A 22,065-nucleotide genomic window follows, 5' to 3' on the forward strand; every position below is an offset into this window, starting at 1 on the left:
CACACAAATTTTGAAAATGAAGTTAAATGAAAAGGCGATTATTTTTGATATGGATGGGACGATTGTAGACAACATCCCTTATCATGAAGAATCGTGGATCATATTTTTAAAAGAATATGGAATTATTATCGAGCCTGAAAATTTCAGCGCCCAAAATCATGGAACATTAGATGAAATGATTATCCGTTTTTTTGGAGCGGAAACTTCTAAAGAAAGAGTTCATGAGTTGGGATTAGCGAAAGAAAAAGCATATCAGACTTTATATCAAAACCATATCAAAGAAGTGAACGGATTAACGTCTTTCCTTCAAAAATTGAATCAGAATAACATCAAAACCGGACTTGCCACAATGGGAATTCCTTCAAGTATTGATTTTATTTTAGGTAGATTGAATATTAAAAACTATTTTCAGGAAATTACCGGCGGAATAGAAGTTTCGAAAGGAAAACCAAATCCTGAAATTTTTTTTAAAACACTTGAAAAGCTGAAGGTTGACGGTAAAGATGCTGTTGCTGTAGAAGATTCAATGGGAGGAATAAAATCAGCCAAAGATGCAGGAATAAAGGTGATTGGTATCACAACGACTCATTCACTCGAAGAATTATTGGATAACGGCTGTGCTGAGGTAATTCATGATTATTCTAATATTGAGATTGTTTAAAGGTTATTTTTAATTAAATAACTTTTAAATCCTAATAATTTTACAGAGATTCCAAATTTTGGAGTCTTTTGTTTTTATAAATAATCCTTGAATTTTGTGTTAAAAATTAACTTAAATTTCATTCGCGCGTCAAATGAAAACATTAATTAGTTTAAATTGCTATATTTGGGAGTTTTAAAAATTAATAATGATATTTTCTTTACAAGGCATTGTTCAAGAACTTACGCCAACTTACGCAGTAATCAACGTACAAGGAGTTGGTTACTATGTAGGTATTAGCTTAATGACCTCACAAACCCTGACTTTGAATCAGGAAACTGTACTTTTTATTCAACAAATCATTCGCGAAGACGCACATTTACTTTTTGGGTTTAACACTCGTTCAGAAAAAGAAATGTTCAATCTGTTAATAAGCGTTAATGGAGTAGGTGCTGTTTCTGCACTTATTTTACTGTCCACTTTAAGTCTTGATGAGATCGCTTCGGCCATACTTTCCAAGAACAGCGCATTGATCCAAAAAGCAAAAGGTCTTGGGGTAAAAACTGCTGAAAGAATTATTGTAGATTTAAAGGATAAAGTCCAAAAATTCAGCAATGCAGAAGAAAATATTTCTACATTTGTGAATAATAAAATCAAGGAAGAATCGTTATCTGCATTAGAAGTTTTAGGGATTCCTAAAAGAATGAGCGAGAAGATTGCAGATAAAATAATAAAACAAAATCCAACTATTTCGGTAGAAGAATTGGTAAAACAAATCTTAAAAAACATTTAACATTTGGTGGTGAATAATAAGTTTCTTAATATATTTTTGTTCCTGTCCTTTCTGTGTGTATCAGTAAGTACTTTTGCGCAACAGCGACCAGTACGTGATACCGCAATCATAAAGAAAGACTATGAACTGGCTGATCCTACACAGTATGAAGCCTTTTACGACGTAAAAACGGGTATGTACTATGTATATCCTAAAATAGGTAATACAATAACCGGGCCGCCAACAGCGATGTCTCCTGAAGATTACAAGGAGTTTATGATGGCGTCACAGACAAAGGCTTATTACAAGGAGAAATCAGACAAGTACAGTTTGATGTTCAGGAAAGATAAAAGTGATGCCCGAAGAAAAGGTTTGATACCTTCTTTAACGATTCGAAACAAACTTTTTGAAACCATTTTTGGAAGTAATAAAATTGAAATTATCCCCTCCGGATATGCCTCTTTCGATTTTGCCGGGTTGTATCAGAAAATAGATAACCCATTAATTTTACCTCAAAACAGAAAAAGTTTTACGTTTGATATTGATCAGAGGATTCAGCTTGGTTTGTTGGGGAAAGTAGGGGAAAACCTTCAGTTAAAAGCTAATTACGATACTCAGAGTGGTTTTGCTTTTGAAAACAGGATGAACTTGGTTTGGCAGGCAAAAGGAAGCTGGAAAGATCTCCAGCAAAAAGGCCTTGGAAATGTCGATCAGCCTAACGCGGGAGGAGAAGATAAAATTATAAAAAGAGTTGAATTCGGTAACGTAAATATGCCGCTTTCAACCAGTTTAATACGAGGTTCGCAATCATTATTTGGGATTAAAACTGAGTTTCAGCTTGGAAAAACTTTCGGAACTGTGGTTCTTTCTCAACAACAAGGTGAAGCCAGAAACATTGTCGTTCAAGGGGGAGGTGTAATGAATACATTCAAAATGAATGCAATTGATTATGAAGATAATCAGCACTACTTTTTAGGACATTATTTCTTAGACAATTATGATAATGCTTTGCTTAATTATCCTCAAATCAACTCAAAGATCAGTATTACAAGAGCAGAAGTTTGGGTGCTTGATCAGGGAAATAGCAACTTAGCTTATCAGAAAAGTATTGTCGGAATTAGAGACTTAGGTGAAGGCCCTTCAGGATTGCCCGATAACACGCAAAACGGACTTTATCAGGCGGTGTCCAATACAATGGGAACACCAAGAGATGCCGGGGCGAATTATGGTGATCTTTTGCAAGGACAGGTTTTCCCTGGAAGTGCAGAGCCTTATCAAAACAGTGAGCATTTTATTTTTAATAAAAAAGCAAGAAGACTAAATTCAAACGAATATACATTACAACCTCAATTAGGATACATTTCATTAAACCAGAAGCTGAATGACAATCAGCTTTTAGCTGTTTCATACTCGTACACGGTTAACGGAAGCAATCAGGTTTACAAAGTAGGGGAATTCTCTGAAGAAAGCCCGGTGTTAGTTACTAAGGTTTTAAGAGTAAACAATAAGCTGAATGTTGCTTCGCCAATGTGGGATTTGATGATGAAGAACATCTATGCTTTGGATGCAGGACAGGTAAACCAAGATGGATTTATTTTAAATATTTTCTATAGAGATTCACAAACAGGAGGTAAGGTAAATTATCTTCCAAATACGATCGTTAAGGACACCAATTTATTGAAATTACTTAACTGGGATCGACTTAATACGAATGGAGATATTCAGAATAACGGCAGTACGACTGGTGACGGTATTTTTGACTTTGTAAACGGAATCACGATCCGGCCGGAAACTGGAAGGATCATCTTTACCAAAGCTCAGCCTTTCGGCAAGTATATGTCACAGGTGTTGGGAAGTAATGATCCGCAATACGTTTTCAACGAATTGTATACACAGCAGAAGCAGGTTGCTTCATCAAATAACCTAGCTCAGCGATATACGATGGAAGGTCGTTACAAAGGAACGCAGGGACAAGGGATTTCTTTAGGAGCTGTAAACGTTCCGCAAGGATCTGTAAAAGTATCTGCAAACGGTGTTCAGCTGACAGAAGGTATTGACTATACTGTTGACTATATGCTGGGAACAGTTACCATTATCAATGAAAATGTAAAACAGTCCGGACAGGCAATTAATATCGCATTAGAAAATCAATTAACATTTAATACACAAAGAAAAAGATTCCTAGGATTAAACTTAGAAAGAAGAGTTAGCGAGAACTTTATTTTTGGTGGAACTGTTGTTAATTATTCTGAATCTCCGCTTACCCAAAAGGTAAACTACGGTCAGGAAGCCGTTAATAATACAATGGCTGGTGTTAACTTAATGTACAATAACCAACTTCCATTCCTTACGAGATTAACGGATAAAATTCCTTTAATAAATACGGAAGCACCATCTAATTTGAATTTCAAAATGGAAGCGGCGTATTTACTTCCTGGACTTAATAAAGGAACAAATGATCAGTCATACATTGACGATTTTGAACAGACCACATCTAAAATTTCATTAAAAGAACCTACCGCTTGGAGCTTAGCCTCCAAACCTGAAAAGAATCAGGCTGATCAGATATTCCAAGGTGCTGGTGCAAATAATGATCTTAAAAACGGTTACGGTAGAGGATTGTTATCTTGGTATAACATTGATCCAAGATTCTATGGTGTAGGTGGTAGAGCTCCTGCAGGAATTACTCCTCAGTCTGTTTCCAATCACGCTTCAAGAAGAGTTCAGCTTTCTGAAATCTTTAATAACAGAGACTTCGTAGCGGGTGAACAGACTTTCACCAATACTTTCGATATTTCATATTATCCTCAGGAAAGAGGTCCTTATAACGTTAATCCTAACAATGAAACCACTCAGCAAAGATGGGCAGGTATCATGAGACCGATAAGTGTCTCCAACTTTGTGAATTCTAATATTGAATATGTTGAATTCTGGATGATGGATCCTTATGCCGATGGAAATAATTTAGGGACTAATCCTAAACTTTTATTACAATTAGGAAACGTTTCCGAAGATGTCTTAAAAGATGGACAAATGCAATATGAAAACGGATTGCCAACAGGTTCTGCTCCTTCTACAACAACTAATACAAATTGGGGAACTCAGCCAAAACAGCCACCGATTTTATACGCATTCTCAAGTGAAGGTGATGACAGAAGAGCACAGGATTTAGGATATGACGGGTTGAGTTCTGAGCAGGAAGCAATAAAATTCGGAAATACGTTCATTAACCCGGTTACAAATATTGCCGATCCTGCGGTGGATGATTTCGTTTTCTATCTTTCTGATAAATTTACAGGAAGTCAGGGAGCATCAATTATTCAGAGATATAAATATTTCAGAAATCCGGAAGGAAACTCTCAGGCTAACTCACTTGAAGTATCTACTCAAACTCCGGATGCAGAAGATATCAATAAAGACTATAACTTAGATCAGAATGAAAGCTATAATCAGTATGAAGTAAAACTAGATCAGGGTAACTTGGTTTTAGGTCAGAATAATATTGTTGATGTTAAAACTGTTCAGGCGACATTCCAAAACGGACAGACGGATCAGGTGAAATGGTATTTATTCAGAGTTCCTATTTCTCAATATGATGCTACCGCAGGAGATCATGCTGCAGATGTGCTTAACAATGTAAGATTTGCGAGATTATTATTAACAGGTTTTGATCAGACCTCTACGTTGAGGTTTGGAACTTTAGACCTTGTAAGATCTGATTGGAGAAGATATCCTAAAAATTTCGCAGTATACGGAACGGATACAACTGCTGATCCTGCAACTAATGAAGGTACAGCTGATGTTGTAGATCCAAATAATTTTGAAATAGGAAGCGTAAATATTGAAGAGAATGCATTAAATCAACCTCCATATGTATTGCCTCCAGGAATTGACAGACAGGTGTTGAGCGGAAATGCTGGTGCACAGAGACAGAATGAGGCTTCTCTTTATATGAGAGCTAATGAACTTCGTACAACAGAAGCTAGAGGGGTATTCAAGAATGCTTCACTAGATATGAGAAGGTATAAAAAATTAAAACTTTTTGTACATGCTGAAGATCCGGAAAACAGAGATCCGAATATTGGATTAATGGATAAAAAGACGAAATTCTTTATCCGTTTCGGAAACGATGCAACAGATAACTATTATGAATATGAAGCTTCTTTAAAACTTACTTCAAAAACAGCTACGGCGCCAATGGATATTTGGCCATTAGATAATGAAGTGGATCTGGATATTCAGGATTTTGTAGACGCTAAAATCAGAAGAGATAAAAACTTCCCGAATGATATTGCCAAAAGAATTATGGATCAAGAGTTTGGAAGTGATATTAATTTTAAAAAGATCTATGTTAAAGGACGTCCAAGTTTAGGTAATGTTACTTCGATTGTATTAGGTATAAGAAATGCAGGAGATAGAACAGGTGTATCAATAGACAGGATACTTTGGGTAAACGAAATTCGTCTTTCAGAAATTGAAAATGACGGCGGATATGCCGGAAATGCAAGCTTAAACTTCAACCTTGGAGATTTTGCGACCATTAATACAAGCGCATCGTATACCTCTGTTGGTTTCGGTAATATAGATTCTAAACCTGCAGAAAGAAATCAGTCTACACAATCTGCATTCAGCATTAATACTGCGATCAATGTAGATAAGTTTCTTCCTGAGAAGAGTGGAGTGAAAATTCCGTTAAACTATTCTTATTCTCAAACAATCGAAGATCCGAAATATAATCCTTTGGATACCGATGTTGAGTTCAGTAAAGCTGCCAATAGAGAAGAACTTAAAAAAGTAGCGAGAACATATACTCAACAAAGAAGTTTGGGTGTTGTGAATATGCATAAGGAAAGAATGAATCCTAACAAAAAGGCTAAATTCTATGATATAGAAAACGTTTCCATAACTGCAGTTTATAATGACGATTACTATAGAGATATTTATACGAAGAAAAATTACAGACAGTATCTGAGAGGATATATTGACTATAATTATACCTTCAAGCCGTGGGTAATTAAGCCATTCAATAAAATGATCAGCGATACCGCGAAGTCTACAAAATATTTGAGATGGGTTAAAGAGTTTAATTTCAATCCGATTCCTACAAGATTATCTTTCAGAACAGAAATCGACAGAAATTATAATGAACTTGAATTCAGAAATATTGAATCTATTTTAAGTGGAAATATGACTGATGATTTTGCTGCAATCAGAAACAGAAATTTCTATTTTGGATGGCAGTACGGATTAGGTTTCAATTTCACAAAATCATTGAAATTAGAGATCAACTCTGTAACAAGAACACTTAATGACAATATCGATGTAAACACAATGGATAATACTGCCATCTTTGGGAATATCTTCAGAGCGGGTAGACCGGTGTTGTATAATCATAGAATTCAGTTGAATTACAAACTTCCGTTCCAGTATCTTCCATATTTGGATTTTATTGATGCAGAAGTGGGCTACGGAATGACTTATAATTGGAATGCAAGATCTACAGCATTGCTTTCATCTCCTGAAGGAAGTTTAGGATCTATTGGTCAGAACACAAGTGTGATTCAGGCGACAGCAACAGCTGATTTCCCTAAATTCTTTGGTCAGTTTAAATATTTCAAAAATATCTCAACTAAACTTCAAAAACGTAAACAGGAGATAGATTCTCTTAATAATGTATATACACAGCAGTGGGAGAAAAAAAGATATAAGTTTAAAAATTATAAATTCAAGAATAGATTAACACCGTTGCAAAGTGCAGCATTCTTACTGACATCATTAAAGCAGTTGGATGTTAACTATTCAGAAAATAACGGGACAGTACTTCCGGGATTATTATCCGCTCCAAACTTCTATGGATACGGACAGACGTTAGGAGGTCCAACACTTGGATTCTTATTTGGATCACAGGCAGACATAAGAAGATTGGTAATGGAAAATGGCTGGGTAAGTGATTCAGAATTTATGACAGATCCTTACATCAAAATGTCAACAAAAGAACTGAGGGCAAATTTACAGATTGTTCCAATGAATGATCTTAGAATTGATCTTAATGGAATACATACTTACAACAGAAACTTTACGCAAACCGGATTTAATTATCGGGACAGTAACGGAAATCCAAATCCTAATTACACTTTTGCTAATGATTTTGTGACGTATTCGAACTCAGTAATCCTTCTAAAAACATCTTTCAGTGATGGGCAGGCAATTTTCCAGTCTATTAAAGAAAATGCACGAGCGATATCTCAGCAGATGGGAGGGAATATTGGTGCAGATGGCTTTACAGAAGGACATAGTATCTCGAATGCCTATGTTTTAATACCTGCATTTAGAGCAGCGGTGGAAGGCAAGGCTCCGGAACTTATCGGAAATGCTAAGAAAGCAGGACTTCCGTTACCAAACTGGAAACTTACGTATTCAGGATTGAGAAACGTACCTTTCATAAATGGTCAGTTCTCTAAGTTTGATATTCTGCATGGTTATACGGCAACATATACAGCAACAGGTATTCAGTCAAGTGTTGATTACTTCAATACATTAACTTCAAACACAAGTTCGGGGAGAGATGTTAATAATGATTATATCAATCCATTTACTTTCGCGCAGGTTGGATATGTTGAAAACTTCTCACCACTTATCGGAATCGATGTTACGATGAGAAACAACTTCCAATTTGGTTTACAGTATAACAAAACAAGAATGTTATTGTTAGGATTGATAAACCATACGCTTACCGAAGATGCTAATACAGAATATGTAGTAAGATTAGGTTATATCGTTCGTAATTTCAGATTAGGAATGGCAAACACAAGAGGTAGCAGAGGAAAGGGTAGCGATCTTAATATTAGAGGTGATATTTCTTTAAGAGACAGCAGAACAAGTATCATGAATATCTTGTTGGATGATTCTCAGGTGACGGGCGGACAGAAATTAATGAACATCAGACTTTCTGCAGACTACAACGTTTCTGAAAATCTTAACCTAAGAGTATTCTACGAGCAAATGACATCCAAATATAAGATATCAACAGCATTCCCGCTGTCAACGATCAGAGCAGGACTTTCTGCAACATTTACGTTTGGAGATTCAGGTGGTTTCTAAGATAAATAAACATAAAATTAAATGTCCTTCAATTTTGAGGGACATTTTTTATATTCAATATTTGAACCTACTATTATTTTGAATACATTTGTAAAAATAAAAATTTAAAAATGAACACACCATCAGAATTAAAGTACACAAAGGACCACGAATGGATCAAGATTGAAGGAAACGTGGCTACAATTGGTATTACTGATTTTGCACAAGGAGAACTTGGAGACATCGTTTATGTAGATATAGATACTGTAGATGATGATTTAGAAGGAGGTGCAGTTTTCGGAAGTGTTGAAGCAGTAAAAACGGTTTCAGACTTATTCTTACCTATCGCAGGAAAAGTGATCGAGTTTAATTCAGAATTAGAAGGTCAGCCGGAATTGTTAAACACAGATCCTTATGGAAACGGATGGATCATCAAATTAGAACTTGCTGACGGTGCAGATCAATCAGAATTACTTACAGCAGAAGAATACCAAGCTATCATTGGATAAAATATCAAAAATATTAGGTAAGATATTGCCCATTTATTGGGCATTTCTTACTTACATGCTCCTGAAACCGGGAGAAGAAAACCAAGAATATTGGTTTATGTTTAATGGTGTAGACAAAGTTTTACACTTAAGCATATTTTCCACACTGGGCTTCTTATTCATTGGCGCCTTTCCAAAGATCAAATTCTCCTATTTCTTTCAGATCATACTTATATATGCATTTCTCACCGAGATCCTTCAAGAGGAAATGGGATTGGGCAGATCTATGGAATCCTTAGACATCGTAGCCGATACTATAGGCTGCTTACTCGGATACTATACATATAAGGTATTAGTCAAAAGATTTTTCTGATCGACCAATAAACGTGCGGATTGCCTTCCGACTTTTTCTTAGAAGCTATTTCCAGCTCTCCACTCATACTCCTCGCGCCAGCGCCTTCTTTCAGATCCAACTTCTTGCTGTGGGGTAACCGCTCCTATCTGGGCTAGGGTATTTGGCGCTGTTATTACTATTTCTTGCAATAGAATTTTTCGACCGACATAATCAATCAATCTTCCCAACCCTAAAAACAATCCTAATACCCTCCAACTCTCTCACAATCAAACGTCTAAGTTATCCCACAATCATCTGTGCCAATCTGTGAAAATCTGTGGGAAATAAAAAAGCATCCCTCAAACATAGTCCTCATCCTTCACATTAAAACCTTTTAAGTTTTCAAAACCTAAAAGGTTTATTAGAGTATACCTTATATATAGTATATTTAATAATCCAAGAAATCCTCTTCAAAGTGCTTTCAACCGTTGAAAACACCTATTCTGACACTTCTCAAAAAGACAATCGAATAGTGTGGATAACTACGGCTTACTCTATAAATAAAACTATATCAATAGCTTATAATCAAAACTTTTCCACAATACGAGTTTTGTATGAACATTATGTTAAATATATTTGGAACGGTGGGTAAGATTGGAGTACTTTTGCCCCACTGAAAACGATATGTTGGAAGTAGCGCAGAAGTAGGTAATAGAGTATGAATACTACGAAACGGATTAGAAATAAACTTTAAATTTTTAGTAAATAAAAGTTGTAAGGTTTAAAAAGATTTGTATCTTTGCAGTCCGGTAAAACGGGAGCAGAGGAGTAGAAGATTGGGATGTTGAAAGATGAGATTAGGGTGAATTAAAAAACTTTAAATTAAATCAAAAATATCTTGGTCAATTAGAAATAAATAATTACTTTTGCACACGCAAATCTATACTGAAAACGACAGAAAATTAGGTATGGTAAAAAGCGGAAGATACAAGAAGATCATTGAAAAATAGATATAACAACCAAGTAAGGAAAAGACTAGAACGTTAATAACTTTGAGTGAGTCAGACAAACATACAATGGAGAGTTTGATCCTGGCTCAGGATGAACGCTAGCGGGAGGCCTAACACATGCAAGCCGAGCGGTAGAGATCTTTCGGGATCTTGAGAGCGGCGTACGGGTGCGGAACACGTGTGCAACCTGCCTTTATCTGGGGGATAGCCTTTCGAAAGGAAGATTAATACCCCATAATATATTAGATGGCATCATTTGATATTGAAAACTCCGGTGGATAGAGATGGGCACGCGCAAGATTAGATAGTTGGTGAGGTAACGGCTCACCAAGTCAATGATCTTTAGGGGGCCTGAGAGGGTGATCCCCCACACTGGTACTGAGACACGGACCAGACTCCTACGGGAGGCAGCAGTGAGGAATATTGGACAATGGGTGAGAGCCTGATCCAGCCATCCCGCGTGAAGGACGACGGCCCTATGGGTTGTAAACTTCTTTTGTATAGGGATAAACCTTTCCACGTGTGGGAAGCTGAAGGTACTATACGAATAAGCACCGGCTAACTCCGTGCCAGCAGCCGCGGTAATACGGAGGGTGCAAGCGTTATCCGGATTTATTGGGTTTAAAGGGTCCGTAGGCGGGCTCGTAAGTCAGTGGTGAAATCTCATAGCTTAACTATGAAACTGCCATTGATACTGCGAGCCTTGAGTAAGGTAGAGGTAGCTGGAATAAGTAGTGTAGCGGTGAAATGCATAGATATTACTTAGAACACCAATTGCGAAGGCAGGTTACCATGTCTTAACTGACGCTGATGGACGAAAGCGTGGGGAGCGAACAGGATTAGATACCCTGGTAGTCCACGCCGTAAACGATGCTAACTCGTTTTTGGGTTTTCGGATTCAGAGACTAAGCGAAAGTGATAAGTTAGCCACCTGGGGAGTACGTTCGCAAGAATGAAACTCAAAGGAATTGACGGGGGCCCGCACAAGCGGTGGATTATGTGGTTTAATTCGATGATACGCGAGGAACCTTACCAAGGCTTAAATGGGAATTGACAGGTTTAGAAATAGACTTTTCTTCGGACAATTTTCAAGGTGCTGCATGGTTGTCGTCAGCTCGTGCCGTGAGGTGTTAGGTTAAGTCCTGCAACGAGCGCAACCCCTGTCACTAGTTGCTAGCATTAAGTTGAGGACTCTAGTGAGACTGCCTACGCAAGTAGAGAGGAAGGTGGGGATGACGTCAAATCATCACGGCCCTTACGCCTTGGGCCACACACGTAATACAATGGCCGGTACAGAGGGCAGCTACACAGCGATGTGATGCAAATCTCGAAAGCCGGTCTCAGTTCGGATTGGAGTCTGCAACTCGACTCTATGAAGCTGGAATCGCTAGTAATCGCGCATCAGCCATGGCGCGGTGAATACGTTCCCGGGCCTTGTACACACCGCCCGTCAAGCCATGGAAGTCTGGGGTACCTGAAGTCGGTGACCGTAACAGGAGCTGCCTAGGGTAAAACAGGTAACTAGGGCTAAGTCGTAACAAGGTAGCCGTACCGGAAGGTGCGGCTGGAACATCTCATTTTAGAGCGTCTTTAGACGTTAAACAAAATTAAGGTACTTAAGTGTACCATGTACTTACTTAAAGGACGTTTTAGTTTTTTACTCGGTTGATTTATATTAAAAAAATACAAAACCCACTAGAAATTAGTATCAGGGAGAAAGAGATTTTAGAATTAGAAATTAGAAGTTAGTCGTTAGAAATTAGTCTAACATCTAAAATCTAGCCTCTAATATCTAAATAATGAAGTCTCGTAGCTCAGCTGGTTAGAGCGCTACACTGATAATGTAGAGGTCGGCAGTTCGAGCCTGCCCGAGACTACTAATTAAAATAGAGGTTAGAAATTAGAACTTAGAAGTTAGTTTTTTACTAATATCTAATTACTAACATCTAACATCTGACTAGAGGGGGAATTAGCTCAGCTGGCTAGAGCGCCTGCCTTGCACGCAGGAGGTCAAGGGTTCGACTCCCTTATTCTCCACAGTTTTGTGAGTCTGATTTAAAAGTACGATGAATAGAGCCAAAACAAATATTCATTTATCAGACAAGCAGAAAGACATTAAAGATCATTGACATTAACGGTAAAAATATCACAAAGAGAAAACCGAGCACTTGCGAGTGCTTGAGTAATTAATAAAATAGGAAAGAAATCGTTAAGGGCGTATGGCGGATGCCTAGGCTTTCAGAGGCGAAGAAGGACGCGGTAAGCTGCGAAAAGCTGCGGGGATCGGCACACACGAATTGATCCGCAGATGTCCGAATGGGGCAACCCGGCATGTTGAAGACATGTCACTCTAAATTTATTTAGAGAGCAAACCCGGAGAACTGAAACATCTAAGTACCCGGAGGAAAAGAAATCGAAGAGATTCCGTAAGTAGTGGCGAGCGAACGCGGATTAGCCCAAAAGTCTTTATATATTTAAAAGAATGTTCTGGAAAGAACAGCCATAGAGGGTGATAGCCCCGTATTTGAAAGGTATATTTTGATGATAAATGAGTAGGGCGGGACACGTGAAATCCTGTCTGAATATGGGGGGACCATCCTCCAAGGCTAAATACTCCTGAAAGACCGATAGTGAACAAGTACTGTGAAGGAAAGGTGAAAAGCACTTCGAATAGAAGGGTGAAATAGAACCTGAAACCGTACGCCTACAAGCGGTCGGAGCCCACATGTTGGGTGACGGCGTGCCTTTTGCATAATGAGCCTACGAGTTAATGTTACTAGCGAGGTTAAGGACTTCAGGTCCGGAGCCGGAGCGAAAGCGAGTCTGAATAGGGCGCTTAGTTAGTAGTATTAGACGCGAAACCTTGTGATCTACCCATGGGCAGGTTGAAGCTTTGGTAACACAAAGTGGAGGACCGAACCGGTTGACGTTGAAAAGTCTTCGGATGACCTGTGGGTAGGGGTGAAAGGCCAATCAAACTGGGAGATAGCTCGTACTCCCCGAAATGCATTTAGGTGCAGCGTCGTGTATAAGTTTATTAGAGGTAGAGCTACTGATTGGATGCGGGGGAGTCAAATCCTACCAATTCCTGACAAACTCCGAATGCTAATAAATGTTCCACGGCAGTGAGGGCGCGGGTGCTAAGGTCCGTGTCCGAGAGGGAAAGAACCCAGACCAACAGCTAAGGTCCCCAAATCTCTATTAAGTTGAAGCAACGCGGTTGGACTGCATTGACAGCTAGGATGTTGGCTTGGAAGCAGCCATTCATTTAAAGAGTGCGTAACAGCTCACTAGTCGAGCGGTCCGGCATGGATAATAATCGGGCATAAATAGAGTACCGAAGCTATGGATTTATAACCATTGGGTTATATCTGGTAGGGGAGCATTCTGTTTGCACAGAAGCAGTGGCGTGAGCCATTGTGGAGCGTACAGAAAAGAAAATGTAGGCATAAGTAACGATAAAGCGGGCGAGAAACCCGCTCACCGAAAGACTAAGGTTTCCTCAGCCATGCTAATCAGCTGAGGGTTAGTCGGGACCTAACGCGAACCCGAAAGGGGTAGTGGATGGACAATGGGTTAATATTCCCATACTTGCTCACACTAAAAAGGGGACGGAGTGCCGTACTTACTGGAGACTGACGGAATAGTCAAGACCTAGCCTTCGGGCGAAGTTGCTGTAAGGAAAGTGCTTCCAAGAAAAGCCGAAGTGAAGCAACCCGTACCAAAACCGACACAGGTAGTCGAGGAGAGAATCCTAAGGTGCTAGAGTGAATCATGGTTAAGGAACTAGGCAAAATAGTCTCGTAACTTCGGGAGAAGAGACGCCATCAGCAATGGTGGCCGCAGTAAAAAGGCCCAGGCGACTGTTTATCAAAAACACAGGACTCTGCTAAATCGAAAGATGCTGTATAGGGTCTGACACCTGCCCGGTGCTGGAAGGTTAAGGAAGGGCGTTAGCAGTAATGCGAAGCGTTTGACTGAAGCCCCAGTAAACGGCGGCCGTAACTATAACGGTCCTAAGGTAGCGAAATTCCTTGTCGGGTAAGTTCCGACCTGCACGAATGGTGTAACGATCTGGGCACTGTCTCAACCATGAGCTCTGTGAAATTGTAGTCTCGGTGAAGATGCCGAGTACCCGCAATGGGACGAAAAGACCCTGTGAACCTTTACTATAACTTCGTATTGACTTTGAGTAAGTAATGTGTAGGATAGGTGGGAGACTTTGAAGCAGGCACGCTAGTGTTTGTGGAGTCAACGTTGAAATACCACCCTTTACTTACTTGGAGCCTAACTTCTTTTAGAAGGACATTGCGTGGTGGGTAGTTTGACTGGGGTGGTCGCCTCCAAAAGAGTAACGGAGGCTTTCAAAGGTACCCTCAGCACGCTTGGTAACCGTGCGTAGAGTGTAATGGCATAAGGGTGCTTGACTGTGAGACCTACAAGTCGATCAGGTGCGAAAGCAGGACATAGTGATCCGGTGGTTCCGTATGGAAGGGCCATCGCTCATAGGATAAAAGGTACTCCGGGGATAACAGGCTAGTCTCCCCCAAGAGCTCACATCGACGGGGAGGTTCGGCACCTCGATGTCGGCTCGTCACATCCTGGGGCTGGAGAAGGTCCCAAGGGTTGGGCTGTTCGCCCATTAAAGTGGCACGCGAGCTGGGTTCAGAACGTCGTGAGACAGTTCGGTCTCTATCTATTGCGGGCGTTAGATGTTTGAGAGGGCTTGATTCTAGTACGAGAGGACCGAATTGAACAAACCTCTGGTGTATCAGTTGTTCCGCCAGGAGCACCGCTGAGTAGCTACGTTTGGAAGAGATAAGCACTGAAAGCATATAAGTGCGAAACTCGCCTCAAGATGAGACATCTTTTAAGGGTCGTTGGAGATGACGACGTTGATAGGCTACAGGTGTAAAGTTGGTAACAGCATAGCCGAGTAGTACTAATTACCCGTAGATTTATTGCCTATTGAAGGAATAAATATAATCATCAAATGAGTAATCATTAATATTACATTAAAAACCTATCTCAAGAGACTTGCAAGTGCAAGAAAGGTTTTGTCTTTGTGAGTGTTTTTATCGATTAAAATCAGGTAGCAGATGTTAGCTGTCAGAAAGCAGGTTTTCCCTGCAATCTATAACCATCAACCTGCAACCTTATATAACGCCTTTAGGGTGGTTTTAGCGGTGGGGCTCACCTGTTCCCATTCCGAACACAGAAGTTAAGCCCACCAGCGCCGATGGTACTGCGAAAGCGGGAGAGTAGGTCGCCGCCAGTTTTTATTTAAAACTCCTTCATCAATTGATGAAGGAGTTTTTTTATGTCCATACCACAATACATGAATAATATAAATAATGGGTAATAGATAATAAGAAATCATTGCCACGGGGAATAAGTAATTTTGCTAAAAGCTAAAAGCTAAAAGCTAAAAGCTAAAAGCTAAAAGCTAAAAGCAATCAAACCTTCCAACTCTTAAACCCTTAACTCTCCCGCTCTCTTTGTCATCCTGGAAGGATCTAAAACCTCTTTTTAAATTTATTTAAAAATCTGCTTTATCCGCTTAATCTGCGAGAGATCATTCTTATCAAACTTGATACCGTGTAGAAAAGCTATTTTTCTTGTCATCCTTATTTTTTACTAAATACTAAATACTTTTTTGTGTCATTGTGAGGAGCGAAGCTAGCCTGTGTTGAGCCTGTTGAAGTAAAGCAATCCCTTTTATAGATGTTCGTTGCCTGTAGCAGTAAATAATCTTTCAATTAAAAAATATTAACAAACATCTGTGAAAATCCGTGTGATCTGTGGTAAATTAAAATTTCGCATAAGGCATGTATTAATTGATTATAATTTAAGATGTAAGCCCTATTCAATAGGAGTGGGCTTTAGCCTAACCTTAAATAAAAATCAATAGCTTCATGCTTATTCCGGATCCTGATGATTTTATCCTTCACACTTGTTGTCGTTTTCTATTTTTCTTTAGAATATTTTCCGGGTATATTTTTCAAATTATTTGAAAGCTTAAAAAGTTCCGGTTAATTATCCATCCTTATCAATTACATTTTCTATTCTACTTTCCCAGAATTAACCCTTTACTATCCTAATTCAAAAAAAAACACATTTTTATCTCCAACTTTAAAGCGCAAAAACCCAATATCCTTCCTGTTAATCCCAAAATCTTCTCCTCGAAAGACTCATATCCTCCCACTCTAAACCACTTCAGCCCTTCCGCCTACTGCCTTATCCTTAATTCCTCAGGCCTAATACCTCAAAAAAACAAGCATTAGTTTAAAATTATTCTTCCACGTTATCAATTACTTACCCTTAAATATGAACTAAAAGTAAATTTTATGTTAAATATATTTGGAATGGTGGGTAAGATTGGAGTACTTTTGCCCCACTGAAAACGAGAAGTTGGAAGTAGCGCAGAAGTAGGTAATAGAGTATGAATACTACGAAACGGATTAGAAATAAACTTTAAATTTTTAGTAAATAAAAGTTGTAAGGTTTAAAAAGATTTGTATCTTTGCAGTCCGGTAAAACGGGAGCAGAGGAGTAGAAGATTGGGATATTGAAAGATGAGATTAGGGTAAATTAAAAAACTTTAAATTAAATCAAAAATATCTTGGTCAATTAGAAATAAATAATTACTTTTGCACACGCAAATCTATACTGAAAACGACAGAAAATTAGGTATGGTAAAAAGCGGAAGATACAAGAAGATCATTGAAAAATAGATATAACAACCAAGTAAGGAAAAGACTAGAACGTTAATAACTTTGAGTGAGTCAGACAAACATACAATGGAGAGTTTGATCCTGGCTCAGGATGAACGCTAGCGGGAGGCCTAACACATGCAAGCCGAGCGGTAGAGATCTTTCGGGATCTTGAGAGCGGCGTACGGGTGCGGAACACGTGTGCAACCTGCCTTTATCTGGGGGATAGCCTTTCGAAAGGAAGATTAATACCCCATAATATATTGAATGGCATCATTTAATATTGAAAACTCCGGTGGATAGAGATGGGCACGCGCAAGATTAGATAGTTGGTGAGGTAACGGCTCACCAAGTCAATGATCTTTAGGGGGCCTGAGAGGGTGATCCCCCACACTGGTACTGAGACACGGACCAGACTCCTACGGGAGGCAGCAGTGAGGAATATTGGACAATGGGTGAGAGCCTGATCCAGCCATCCCGCGTGAAGGACGACGGCCCTATGGGTTGTAAACTTCTTTTGTATAGGGATAAACCTTTCCACGTGTGGAAAGCTGAAGGTACTATACGAATAAGCACCGGCTAACTCCGTGCCAGCAGCCGCGGTAATACGGAGGGTGCAAGCGTTATCCGGATTTATTGGGTTTAAAGGGTCCGTAGGCGGGCTCGTAAGTCAGTGGTGAAATCTCATAGCTTAACTATGAAACTGCCATTGATACTGCGAGCCTTGAGTAAGGTAGAGGTAGCTGGAATAAGTAGTGTAGCGGTGAAATGCATAGATATTACTTAGAACACCAATTGCGAAGGCAGGTTACCATGTCTTAACTGACGCTGATGGACGAAAGCGTGGGGAGCGAACAGGATTAGATACCCTGGTAGTCCACGCCGTAAACGATGCTAACTCGTTTTTGGGTTTTCGGATTCAGAGACTAAGCGAAAGTGATAAGTTAGCCACCTGGGGAGTACGTTCGCAAGAATGAAACTCAAAGGAATTGACGGGGGCCCGCACAAGCGGTGGATTATGTGGTTTAATTCGATGATACGCGAGGAACCTTACCAAGGCTTAAATGGGAATTGACAGGTTTAGAAATAGACTTTTCTTCGGACAATTTTCAAGGTGCTGCATGGTTGTCGTCAGCTCGTGCCGTGAGGTGTTAGGTTAAGTCCTGCAACGAGCGCAACCCCTGTCACTAGTTGCTAGCATTAAGTTGAGGACTCTAGTGAGACTGCCTACGCAAGTAGAGAGGAAGGTGGGGATGACGTCAAATCATCACGGCCCTTACGCCTTGGGCCACACACGTAATACAATGGCCGGTACAGAGGGCAGCTACACAGCGATGTGATGCAAATCTCGAAAGCCGGTCTCAGTTCGGATTGGAGTCTGCAACTCGACTCTATGAAGCTGGAATCGCTAGTAATCGCGCATCAGCCATGGCGCGGTGAATACGTTCCCGGGCCTTGTACACACCGCCCGTCAAGCCATGGAAGTCTGGGGTACCTGAAGTCGGTGACCGTAACAGGAGCTGCCTAGGGTAAAACAGGTAACTAGGGCTAAGTCGTAACAAGGTAGCCGTACCGGAAGGTGCGGCTGGAACATCTCATTTTAGAGCGTCTTTAGACGTTAAACAAAATTAAGGTACTTAAGTGTACCATGTACTTACTTAAAGGACGTTTTAGTTTTTTACTCGGTTGATTTATATTAAAAAAATACAAAACCCACTAGAAATTAGTATCAGGGAGAAAGAGATTTTAGAATTAGAAATTAGAAGTTAGTCGTTAGAAATTAGTCTAACATCTAAAATCTAGCCTCTAATATCTAAATAATGAAGTCTCGTAGCTCAGCTGGTTAGAGCGCTACACTGATAATGTAGAGGTCGGCAGTTCGAGCCTGCCCGAGACTACTAATTAAAATAGAGGTTAGAAATTAGAACTTAGAAGTTAGTTTTTTACTAATATCTAATTACTAACATCTAACATCTGACTAGAGGGGGAATTAGCTCAGCTGGCTAGAGCGCCTGCCTTGCACGCAGGAGGTCAAGGGTTCGACTCCCTTATTCTCCACAGTTTTGTGAGTCTGATTTAAAAGTACGATGAATAGAGCCAAAACAAATATTCATTTATCAGACAAGCAGAAAGACATTAAAGATCATTGACATTAACGGTAAAAATATCACAAAGAGAAAACCGAGCACTTGCGAGTGCTTGAGTAATTAATAAAATAGGAAAGAAATCGTTAAGGGCGTATGGCGGATGCCTAGGCTTTCAGAGGCGAAGAAGGACGCGGTAAGCTGCGAAAAGCTGCGGGGATCGGCACACACGAATTGATCCGCAGATGTCCGAATGGGGCAACCCGGCATGTTGAAGACATGTCACTCTAAATTTATTTAGAGAGCAAACCCGGAGAACTGAAACATCTAAGTACCCGGAGGAAAAGAAATCGAAGAGATTCCGTAAGTAGTGGCGAGCGAACGCGGATTAGCCCAAAAGTCTTTATATATTTAAAAGAATGTTCTGGAAAGAACAGCCATAGAGGGTGATAGCCCCGTATTTGAAAGGTATATTTTGATGATAAATGAGTAGGGCGGGACACGTGAAATCCTGTCTGAATATGGGGGGACCATCCTCCAAGGCTAAATACTCCTGAAAGACCGATAGTGAACAAGTACTGTGAAGGAAAGGTGAAAAGCACTTCGAATAGAAGGGTGAAATAGAACCTGAAACCGTACGCCTACAAGCGGTCGGAGCCCACATGTTGGGTGACGGCGTGCCTTTTGCATAATGAGCCTACGAGTTAATGTTACTAGCGAGGTTAAGGACTTCAGGTCCGGAGCCGGAGCGAAAGCGAGTCTGAATAGGGCGCTTAGTTAGTAGTATTAGACGCGAAACCTTGTGATCTACCCATGGGCAGGTTGAAGCTTTGGTAACACAAAGTGGAGGACCGAACCGGTTGACGTTGAAAAGTCTTCGGATGACCTGTGGGTAGGGGTGAAAGGCCAATCAAACTGGGAGATAGCTCGTACTCCCCGAAATGCATTTAGGTGCAGCGTCGTGTATAAGTTTATTAGAGGTAGAGCTACTGATTGGATGCGGGGGAGTCAAATCCTACCAATTCCTGACAAACTCCGAATGCTAATAAATGTTCCACGGCAGTGAGGGCGCGGGTGCTAAGGTCCGTGTCCGAGAGGGAAAGAACCCAGACCAACAGCTAAGGTCCCCAAATCTCTATTAAGTTGAAGCAACGCGGTTGGACTGCATTGACAGCTAGGATGTTGGCTTGGAAGCAGCCATTCATTTAAAGAGTGCGTAACAGCTCACTAGTCGAGCGGTCCGGCATGGATAATAATCGGGCATAAATAGAGTACCGAAGCTATGGATTTATAACCATTGGGTTATATCTGGTAGGGGAGCATTCTGTTTGCACAGAAGCAGTGGCGTGAGCCATTGTGGAGCGTACAGAAAAGAAAATGTAGGCATAAGTAACGATAAAGCGGGCGAGAAACCCGCTCACCGAAAGACTAAGGTTTCCTCAGCCATGCTAATCAGCTGAGGGTTAGTCGGGACCTAACGCGAACCCGAAAGGGGTAGTGGATGGACAATGGGTTAATATTCCCATACTTGCTCACACTAAAAAGGGGACGGAGTGCCGTACTTACTGGAGACTGACGGAATAGTCAAGACCTAGCCTTCGGGCGAAGTTGCTGTAAGGAAAGTGCTTCCAAGAAAAGCCGAAGTGAAGCAACCCGTACCAAAACCGACACAGGTAGTCGAGGAGAGAATCCTAAGGTGCTAGAGTGAATCATGGTTAAGGAACTAGGCAAAATAGTCTCGTAACTTCGGGAGAAGAGACGCCATCAGCAATGGTGGCCGCAGTAAAAAGGCCCAGGCGACTGTTTATCAAAAACACAGGACTCTGCTAAATCGAAAGATGCTGTATAGGGTCTGACACCTGCCCGGTGCTGGAAGGTTAAGGAAGGGCGTTAGCAGTAATGCGAAGCGTTTGACTGAAGCCCCAGTAAACGGCGGCCGTAACTATAACGGTCCTAAGGTAGCGAAATTCCTTGTCGGGTAAGTTCCGACCTGCACGAATGGTGTAACGATCTGGGCACTGTCTCAACCATGAGCTCTGTGAAATTGTAGTCTCGGTGAAGATGCCGAGTACCCGCAATGGGACGAAAAGACCCTGTGAACCTTTACTATAACTTCGTATTGACTTTGAGTAAGTAATGTGTAGGATAGGTGGGAGACTTTGAAGCAGGCACGCTAGTGTTTGTGGAGTCAACGTTGAAATACCACCCTTTACTTACTTGGAGCCTAACTTCTTTTAGAAGGACATTGCGTGGTGGGTAGTTTGACTGGGGTGGTCGCCTCCAAAAGAGTAACGGAGGCTTTCAAAGGTACCCTCAGCACGCTTGGTAACCGTGCGTAGAGTGTAATGGCATAAGGGTGCTTGACTGTGAGACCTACAAGTCGATCAGGTGCGAAAGCAGGACATAGTGATCCGGTGGTTCCGTATGGAAGGGCCATCGCTCATAGGATAAAAGGTACTCCGGGGATAACAGGCTAGTCTCCCCCAAGAGCTCACATCGACGGGGAGGTTCGGCACCTCGATGTCGGCTCGTCACATCCTGGGGCTGGAGAAGGTCCCAAGGGTTGGGCTGTTCGCCCATTAAAGTGGCACGCGAGCTGGGTTCAGAACGTCGTGAGACAGTTCGGTCTCTATCTATTGCGGGCGTTAGATGTTTGAGAGGGCTTGATTCTAGTACGAGAGGACCGAATTGAACAAACCTCTGGTGTATCAGTTGTTCCGCCAGGAGCACCGCTGAGTAGCTACGTTTGGAAGAGATAAGCACTGAAAGCATATAAGTGCGAAACTCGCCTCAAGATGAGACATCTTTTAAGGGTCGTTGGAGATGACGACGTTGATAGGCTACAGGTGTAAAGTTGGTAACAGCATAGCCGAGTAGTACTAATTACCCGTAGATTTATTGCCTATTGAAGGAATAAATATAATCATCAAATGAGTAATCATTA

5 protein-coding genes, 4 tRNA genes and 5 rRNA genes are annotated in these 22,065 nt (G+C 40.7%); all 14 read left to right on the forward strand.

Translation table 11 applies throughout. From position 1 onward, the window contains the following. Window positions 1-16 precede the first annotated feature (16 nt). The 14 genes from EG348_RS09825 (at window position 17) to EG348_RS09890 (ending at window position 22,024) form a co-directional block, all read left to right on the forward strand. A complete protein-coding gene (locus tag EG348_RS09825) occupies window positions 17-661 on the forward strand; it encodes an HAD family hydrolase (RefSeq protein ID WP_123982890.1) in 645 nt (214 codons plus the stop codon). A 187-nt stretch (window positions 662-848) separates the two neighbouring features. Beyond that, window positions 849-1,433, forward strand: a complete 585-nt coding sequence (gene ruvA, locus EG348_RS09830; RefSeq protein ID WP_123982892.1) for a Holliday junction branch migration protein RuvA — start codon at window positions 849-851, stop codon at window positions 1,431-1,433. Window positions 1,434-1,439: 6 nt separating this feature from the next. Further along, window positions 1,440-8,513 carry a cell surface protein SprA gene (gene sprA / locus EG348_RS09835; RefSeq protein WP_123982894.1) on the forward strand — a complete coding sequence of 2,358 codons (7,074 nt, stop codon included), beginning with the start codon at window positions 1,440-1,442 and terminating at the stop codon, window positions 8,511-8,513. Window positions 8,514-8,623: 110 nt separating this feature from the next. Next, window positions 8,624-9,001 carry a glycine cleavage system protein GcvH gene (gene gcvH, locus EG348_RS09840; protein WP_123982896.1) on the forward strand — a complete coding sequence of 126 codons (378 nt, stop codon included), beginning with the start codon at window positions 8,624-8,626 and terminating at the stop codon, window positions 8,999-9,001. A gap of 25 nt (window positions 9,002-9,026) precedes the next feature. Beyond that, window positions 9,027-9,353 (forward strand): VanZ family protein, encoded by a 327-nt coding sequence (locus tag EG348_RS09845; RefSeq protein ID WP_123985049.1) that lies wholly within the window; start codon window positions 9,027-9,029, stop codon window positions 9,351-9,353. Between the two features lie 1,034 nt (window positions 9,354-10,387). Continuing rightward, window positions 10,388-11,904, forward strand: a 16S ribosomal RNA gene (locus EG348_RS09850). Between the two features lie 223 nt (window positions 11,905-12,127). Next, window positions 12,128-12,201, forward strand: a tRNA-Ile gene (locus tag EG348_RS09855). Between the two features lie 86 nt (window positions 12,202-12,287). Next, window positions 12,288-12,361: transfer RNA gene (locus EG348_RS09860), tRNA-Ala, on the forward strand. A gap of 162 nt (window positions 12,362-12,523) precedes the next feature. Continuing rightward, window positions 12,524-15,290 (forward strand): 23S ribosomal RNA (locus tag EG348_RS09865). A 204-nt stretch (window positions 15,291-15,494) separates the two neighbouring features. Next, window positions 15,495-15,602: ribosomal RNA gene (rrf, locus tag EG348_RS09870) — 5S ribosomal RNA — on the forward strand. Between the two features lie 1,519 nt (window positions 15,603-17,121). Next, window positions 17,122-18,638, forward strand: a 16S ribosomal RNA gene (locus EG348_RS09875). Window positions 18,639-18,861: 223 nt separating this feature from the next. Continuing rightward, a tRNA-Ile gene (locus EG348_RS09880) sits at window positions 18,862-18,935 on the forward strand. A gap of 86 nt (window positions 18,936-19,021) precedes the next feature. Beyond that, window positions 19,022-19,095 (forward strand) — tRNA-Ala (locus EG348_RS09885). A 162-nt stretch (window positions 19,096-19,257) separates the two neighbouring features. Then, a 23S ribosomal RNA gene (locus tag EG348_RS09890) occupies window positions 19,258-22,024 on the forward strand. The 16S, 23S and 5S rRNA genes sit together here with 4 tRNA genes alongside, the layout of an rRNA operon. Window positions 22,025-22,065: the final 41 nt, after the last annotated feature.

The organism is Chryseobacterium sp. G0201 (assembly GCF_003815655.1).
GTDB lineage: Bacteria > Bacteroidota > Bacteroidia > Flavobacteriales > Weeksellaceae > Chryseobacterium.

Coding starts and splice junctions, on each gene's coding strand:
- ruvA (WP_123982892.1), top strand. CDS start 849: ATGATATTTTCTTTACAAGGCATTGTTCAAGAACTTACGCCAACTTAC.
- EG348_RS09825 (WP_123982890.1), top strand. CDS start 17: ATGAAGTTAAATGAAAAGGCGATTATTTTTGATATGGATGGGACGATT.
- gcvH (WP_123982896.1), top strand. CDS start 8,624: ATGAACACACCATCAGAATTAAAGTACACAAAGGACCACGAATGGATC.